At 66.2% G+C, this 7,401-nt stretch carries 5 protein-coding genes; all 5 read left to right on the top strand.

The genetic code is table 11. The features are described from left to right. The first annotated feature begins 659 nt into the window (after positions 1-659). Positions 660-1,589, top strand: coding sequence for an AraC family transcriptional regulator (locus AAG816_RS24690; RefSeq protein WP_341992364.1), 930 nt, complete (start codon positions 660-662; stop codon positions 1,587-1,589). Between the two features lie 83 nt (positions 1,590-1,672). Then, on the top strand, positions 1,673-3,988 hold the full coding sequence (locus AAG816_RS24685; RefSeq protein ID WP_341992363.1) for an FdhF/YdeP family oxidoreductase: 2,316 nt from the start codon (positions 1,673-1,675) through the stop codon (positions 3,986-3,988). A gap of 2 nt (positions 3,989-3,990) precedes the next feature. Beyond that, positions 3,991-5,415, top strand: a complete 1,425-nt coding sequence (locus AAG816_RS24680) for a cytochrome ubiquinol oxidase subunit I (RefSeq protein WP_341992362.1) — start codon at positions 3,991-3,993, stop codon at positions 5,413-5,415. A gap of 4 nt (positions 5,416-5,419) precedes the next feature. Then, entirely contained in the window at positions 5,420-6,424 is a 1,005-nt protein-coding gene (locus AAG816_RS24675) for a cytochrome d ubiquinol oxidase subunit II (protein WP_341992361.1), read from the top strand. Between the two features lie 184 nt (positions 6,425-6,608). Continuing rightward, positions 6,609-7,385, top strand: coding sequence for an SDR family oxidoreductase (locus tag AAG816_RS24670; RefSeq protein WP_341992360.1), 777 nt, complete (start codon positions 6,609-6,611; stop codon positions 7,383-7,385). The last annotated feature ends 16 nt before the right edge of the window (positions 7,386-7,401 follow it).

The raw sequence follows: 7,401 nt of genomic DNA, 5'->3' as shown, positions 1-7,401 counted from the left end.
CCGTTTCTGGCGACCGGCCACCGGCGGTATTTTGGCCGGTAGCCAATGCCGATCCTTCGGCCCTGCGCAGGCGAACGCGGCTCAGCAAGCGCGGCTTCCTGCGCCCCCTCGCTTTCGCGCATGAGCGGCGAGGGTCTCATCCCGGCCGCCATCCGCGCCAGATCAAACACCCGGTTGTTCACCGCCTGGATATGGCCGTCGCGCTTCCTTGCGGCCGTTGCGCGCCCCTGTGAGCCGACATGCGCGCCACAGCCGCCCGCTCAGGCTCCCGCGCGGGATGCTTATGGCAAAAGAGCGCGCTGTTCCGCGGCCAGACGGGGAGCAGCCTCCAATGGCGCGCCCCAGCTGCGACGGCGGCGCCTTGGTTTCGGTGGGTGAAGTCCGTGCGGCAAGCGCAGGGCATCCGCATCGCAGCTATGGCCATCTTTCCCTCACCTCATCTCTCGTTGCAGCGCGGCGGAAGAGTTGTGTGTGAACATCAACGCCACTGCGCTTGTACGGTAACACAATTCACGGCGCTCTTCATGTCAATGCTTCGATTATACCTAGGTATGAGCAGAGTAGCCGTAAGCGCGGTCCAAATGGCCTTATGTTGGATAGATGTCTGGCGACCAAGGCAACATTCTTGATCCGAACGAGATTAAGGACGGAGCCCCGCAATGCTGACCGATCTTCCCCCACCCCAGACACAGGGCCATCCGGTGGCCCGGCTGTTTCCCCGGGCCGCGGCCAAGCCCAGCGTTGCGTTTGCCGGCGTCGCCGCGCGGGACCTTGAAGCCCCTGCCGAAGCCGGAGCGATGCCGGATCGAAGACCCGCAACCGCATTCGTCTTCCATTCTCACACGGTCCGTTTCGAATTCACCAGCCTCTCCCTGGTGCTCACGGGTCTTCCGGCGGTCCAGGACGGCCGGGAGGAGCTTCAGGCCCCGCTCGAAGTGACGCGGTGCAGGCTGACGCGGCAGGACCCCATGACGCGGCCAACGCTTCAGCTGTGGCTGCGGGGCGCCACATCGGCTCTGTTCGGAGCCGCGCCAGTCGGCGAGAGCGCAGACCGGGCAGGGGTCTGCGACCCGCGGCTGCAAAAGGATGCCGGGCTGGAGCGCCTGCTGCGCACCCTGACCGTGGGACAAGATGCGGAAGCCGAGCTTGGCGCGACGTGCGCAAACGCGGTTGGCCTGGCGATCGTCAGCCGCATCGCCACGCTATTGGCCGAGGCCGAAGACCATGCGCCGCGGCGCGTGAAGAGCGCATTGCCGAAGTGGCGGCTGAAGCGGGTGACGGAATTCGTCGATGCCCATCTGGCCGAAACGATCACGCTGGCTGATTTGGCTGAGGCGGCCGGGCTCACGCGCATGCATTTTGCCGCGCAGTTCCGGGTGGCTACGGGGGTGCGCCCGCATGAATATCTGCTGCGCCGCCGCATCGCCCGTGCGCAGGAATTACTTGCGGTCCCCGGCGCATCGCTGGTGGATGTGGCGCTGAGTGTCGGCTTCCAGACCCAGGCGCACTTCACCACCGTCTTCAAGCGCTTCACCGGGCAGACCCCACACCGCTGGCGCTGCGCGCACGACCTCGAGGTCTGCACCTGACGGCACCAGGCCTGCGCCCGCACGCCGCCGGAACATCCAGCCTCCCCCTCGCATCTTGCCCGAAATCTGCACCGGAGCCGGCCATGACCATCGTCAAGAGCATTCGCCCTTACCATGCCGCCGCCGGCGGCTGGGGCGCCCTGTTAGCCACCGGAAAAGCCCTCGCCGAACAGAGCGTGATGGTGAGCGGCGCCGAGACGCTGCTGCGCATGAACCAGCCCGAAGGCTTCGACTGCCCCGGTTGCGCCTGGCCTGATCCCAAGCACACCTCGGCGTTCGAATTCTGTGAAAACGGCGCCAAGGCGATGGCGTGGGAAGCCACGAAGATGCGCTGCACGCCGGAGTTCTTCGCGGCACACACGGTGAGCGAACTGGCGCGTTGGGGCGATTACGAGCTGGAAATGCAGGGCCGCCTGACCCACCCCATGGCCTATGACGCGGCCTCGGACTGCTACCTGCCGGTCAGTTGGGATGAGGCGTTCACACGCATCGCCGCCCACCTGCGGGCGTTGCCGGACAGGAATATGGCCGATTTCTACACATCGGGCCGGACCTCGAACGAAGCCGCCTTTCTCTATCAGCTGTTCGTGCGCGAGTTCGGCACCAACAATTTCCCCGACTGCTCCAACATGTGCCACGAGGCCACCAGCGTCGGCCTGCCCATGTCCATCGGCGTCGGCAAGGGAACCTGTCTGCTGGAGGATTTCGACCTGACGGACGCGATCTTCATCTTCGGCCAGAACCCCGGCACCAACAGCCCGCGCATGATGTCGAGCCTGCGGGATGCGTCCCGGCGCGGGGCGGCGATCATCTCCTTCAACCCTTTCCGCGAACGGGCGCTGGAACGCTTCCAGGCGCCCCAAAATCCCATCGAGATGGCGACGATGACGTCGACGCCCATCAGTTCGGCGCTCTATCAGGTCCGTGTCGGCGGTGATGCCGCGCTCATCAAGGGGATGATGAAGGTTCTGGTGGAGGCTGACGACAAAACGGCCGCGGAGGATGCCCAGCGTGTGCTCGACTGGGATTTCATCCACGGGCATACCGCTGGGATCGAACCCCTCCTCGCCGATCTGCGCGCCACCGCGTGGAGCGACATCGTGCGCAAGTCCGGCCTGAGCGAGCCGGAGATCCGCGCTGCCGCCCAGGTCTACATGCAGGCGGAGCGGGTGGTTCTTGTCTATGGCATGGGCATCACCCAGCATCGCCGCGGTGCCGAGACGGTGCAGCAGATCGCCAATCTGGCGCTGTTGCGCGGCAATCTGGGCCGCCCCGGCGCCGGCATCTGCCCGGTGCGCGGGCATTCCAACGTGCAGGGCGACCGCACGGTGGGCATCACCGAGGTGCCCGGCGCCGACTTCCTCGCCCGCCTGGAAAAGCGCTTCGGGTTCAAGCCACCGCAGGCCCCCGGCCACAATGTGGTGCAGGCGCTGGAAGCCATGCTCCGGGGCGAGGTGAAGGTGTTCTTCGCCATGGGCGGGAATTTCGCCGCCGCCATTCCGGATTGGCAGCAGACCCAGGCGGCCATGCGCCAGCTCGATCTCACCGTTCACGTCTCCACCAAGCTCAACCGCAGCCATCTGGTGCACGGGCGCGCGGCCTTGATCCTGCCCTGCCTGTCGCGCTCGGAGGTGGATGTGCAGGCGGGAGGGCCGCAATCCATCACCGTGGAGGACAGCATGTCCATGGTTCACGCATCTGCCGGGCGCAATACCCCGGCATCTGAGCACCTGCTCAGCGAGCCGGCCATCGTCGCCGGCCTGGCGCGCGCGACTCTGGGGGCGGCGTCCAAGGTGCCCTGGGAGGACATGGTCGCCAATTACGATCTGATCCGCGAGGCGATCGAGGACGTGTTCCCGATCTTTCAGGCCTATAACGCCCGGATCCGCCAGCCGGGCGGCTTCCACCTGGCCTCGCCGGCCCGCGAGCGCATCTGGGCGACCTCGTCCGGCCGCGCCAACTTCCTGGTGATGCGCGGGTTCGACGAAGACCCCACCGACCTCGATCCGCAGGTGCTGTGGCTCACCACCATGCGGAGCCATGACCAGTACAACACCACGCTCTATTCCCGCAGCGACCGCTATCGCGGCGTGTTCGGGCAGCGGGACGTGGTGTTCCTCAATGCGCGCGAACTGGCGCGCCGTGGCCTCATTGCCGGCGAGCGGGTCGACCTCGTCACCGACTCCACCGATGGGGTCGAGCGCGTGGTGCCGGGGCTGAAACTGGTGGAATACAACCTGCCAGATGGGTGCTGCGGGGCCTATTACCCGGAGACCAATCCGCTGGTGCCGCTCTATGCGCATGACCCGCTCAGTTTCACCCCCTCCTCGAAGTCGGTGCCGGTGCGGCTGATGAAATCCCGGGGCGCGGCCGCCGCCCTGCCTGCAGGGAGAATCTGACCATGGACGCGCTGCTGCTCTCCCGCATTCAATTCGCCTTCACCATCGGCTTTCATATCCTGTGGCCGACCTTCAGCATCGGCATCGCCTGCTACGTCGCCTGCCTCAGCGGCCTGTGGTGGCGCACCCAGCGCACCGTCTATCGCGACCTGATGCGGTTCTGGAGCCGCATCTTCGCCATGGGCTTCGGCATGGGCGTCATCACCGGCGTGGTGCTGAGCTACGAGATCGGCACCAACTGGGCGGGCTATTCCCGCGCGGTCAGCAACGTCATCGGCCCGCTGTTCATGTATGAAGTCTTGACCGCCTTCTTCCTGGAGGCGGGCTTCATCGGCATCATGCTGTTCGGCGAGGGCCGGGTCAGCCGCGGCGTGCATTTCTTCGCCTGCTGCATGGTCGCGCTTGGCACCTTGTTCAGCGCCACATGGATCATCGCCACCAATTCGTGGATGCAGACGCCGGCGGGCGCGGTGGCCGATGCCCAAGGCATCTTCCATGTCACCGACTGGTGGCAGGTGATCTTCACGCCGTCCTTCCCCTACCGGCTGATGCACATGGTGTGTGCGAGCTTCCTTACCGGGGCGTTCGTCGTCGCCGGCGTCTCCGCTTTCCACCTGTGGCAGCGCCGCCACCTGCGCACCGCGCGCACGGCGTTTTCCATGGCCATGTGGGCCGCGCTGGTGCTGGCGCCGGCCCAGATCATGATCGGCGATATGCACGGCCGCAACACGCTCGAATACCAGCCCACCAAGCTCGCTGCGATGGAGGGGTTGTGGGACACCGGAAAAGGCGTGCCGGCCGTGCTGTTCGCATGGCCCGACATGGACGAGGCGCGGAACCGCTTTGCTGTCGAGGTGCCGCATCTGGCAAGCCTTTACCTGACCCATTCCTGGGATGGGGAGGTCCAGGGCCTCAAGGCGGTGCCGGCGTCGGATCGGCCGTACGTGCCCATCGTGTTCTTCGCCTTCCGGATCATGGCGGGCATCGGCATCGCGCTGCTGGCCACCGCGATCACCGGGCTGGTGCTGCGCTTGCGGGGGCGGCTCTATGAAACGCGGTGGTTCCAGACGGTGGCGATGGCCGTCACCCCGCTGGGCTTCGTGGCGGTGATCGCCGGCTGGACGGTGACCGAGGCCGGGCGGCAGCCGTTCGTGGTCTATGGCCTCATGCGCACCGCGGACGCGGTGGCGCCGGTTTCGGCCGGTGCGGTGAGTGCGACCCTCATTGCCTTCTTCCTCATCTACAATGTCCTGCTTCTCACCTTCTTCTGGTTCGGGGCCCGCACGGTGCTCAAGGGGCCAGAGGGCGAACCGGCGCACGAGGCGTGGAGAGCGCGCCCCGGCCCGGATCGCTCCGCGGTGGGCCTCGCCACCAATCCGTCCCTTCAGACACCGCAGTCCGGCTTTCAGCCGGCTCCGGGGGAGTAGCGCCATGGACCTGCCCCTGTTGTTTGCACTCGTCGCTGCCGGCGCGGTGGTGATCTATGTCCTCGCCGATGGGTTTGATCTGGGCGTCGGGATCCTGTTCCTGTTCGCCCCGCGCGATGCCGACCGCGACATGATGATGGCCAGCGTCGAGCCGGTGTGGGATGGCAACGAGACTTGGCTGGTGATGGGCGGCACCCTGCTGCTCGCGGCCTTTCCCGCCGCGTATTATGTGCTGCTGCCGGCTTTGTACCTGCCGGTGGTGTTCATGCTGTTCGCCTTGATCGGGCGGGGCATCGCCTTCGCGTTCCGGCTGCAGACCGTGCGCTTCCGCGTGGTCTGGGATGTGGTCTTTGCCGGTGGATCTGCGCTGGCGGTGTTTTGCCAGGGCCTCATTCTGGGCGGGCTGATCGGTGGCATCCCCATGCAGGACGGCATGTATGCAGGCGGTGCGTTCAGCTGCCTGACGTTCCTCGGGGTGTTGTGCGGTGCGGGCCTCGTGGGTGGCTATGCCTTGCTCGGCGCCGGCTGGCTGATCTGGAAGACCGACGGCGCCACACAGGTGTTCGCGCGGGAGATCGCCCACGCGGCGCTGATCCTGACCATGGGCATGATGGTGCTTGTCAGCGGCTGGACCGCATTGACCGAGCCGGAAGTGGCGCGGCGGTGGTTCGAGGGATGGCATCTCCTGTATCTGGCACCCATCCCCCTGCTCACGCTCGGCGTCGCCGCCGGCCTCTGGAAGAGCCTGTGGAGCGAATGGGAGGTGGGCCCGTTCCTGCTGGCCATCGCCCTGTTCCTGCTGGGCTTCTCCGGCCTGGTGATCAGCCTGTGGCCCTATGTGGTACCGTGGCAGGTGACACTGTGGGATGGCGCCAGCGATCCACAGACCCTGGGCTTCGCCGTCTTCGGCGTGGTCTTGGTGCTGCCCATGGTTCTGGCCTATCAGGCCCACGCTTATTGGGTGTTCCGCGGCAAGACGCGGCACCTGGACGCTTACGGAACCCAATGAGATCGCAGCGCTTTGGCATTTCGCCCCGCCGCAGCGACAGAGATGTGCGACCGGGAGACGAGGGGCATCCGCATCAGGTGTCACCCGGCGGAACGCTCACTCGAAGCAATAATGAGCCATCGATGAAGAGGGCTGCGAAGGGGAGGTCTCCTTCGCACCACAGGCAACGGTTCAGGAGCAGGCAATGCAGATCGATCTTTCCGGAAGAACCGCGCTCGTCACAGGGTCCACTGAAGGCATAGGCTTTGCAATCGCCACGGGCCTCCAGCAGGCGGGGGCGTCCGTCGTCATCAATGGTCGCACCGCAGCGAAGGTCGATGCGGCCCTGGCCCGCCTCGGTGGGACGGCACGCGGTGTTGCGATCGACCTCGGCTCGGCGGACGGCGCCAGGGCGCTCGTCGCCGCAGAACCTGCGTTCGACATCGTCGTCAACAATCTCGGCATCTTCCAGCCGTCCGATTTCTTCGACACCGAGGACGCGGTCTGGGATCTGCACTGGGAGGTCAACGTCATGTCCGGCGTGCGCCTCGCCCGCGCCTATCTGCCGGGAATGGCGCAGCAGGGCTGGGGCCGCATGCTGTTCCTCGGCTCGGAATCCGCCTTCAACATTCCCGTCGAGATGATCCATTACGGGGTCAGCAAGACCGCGGATGTCTCCCTCGCCCGGGGCCTGGCCAAGCGCATGGCCGGGACGGGCGTGACCGTGAACTCCATCCTGCCGGGGCCGACGCTGTCGGAAGGCGTCGCCGTGATGCTGAAGGCCGAGGTGTCCGCCGGGAAGACGGTGGAACAGGCCGGCGCCGAATTCGTGAAGGCCCATCGACCATCCTCGATCATTGGACGGCTGGCCACGGTCGAGGAGGTGGCCAACATGGCGGTCTATCTTGCCTCGCCGCTCGCCTCCGCCACCACAGGCGCCGCTCTGCGGGTCGATGGCGGAGTGATCGACTTCATCGTCTGAGCTCGCACAAGGAGAT

It is taken from the genome of Azorhizobium sp. AG788 (assembly GCF_943371865.1).
GTDB lineage: Bacteria > Pseudomonadota > Alphaproteobacteria > Rhizobiales > Xanthobacteraceae > Azorhizobium.
Note: the sequence above shows the minus strand (reverse complement) of the source record. Positions and strands in the feature narration are given on the sequence as shown.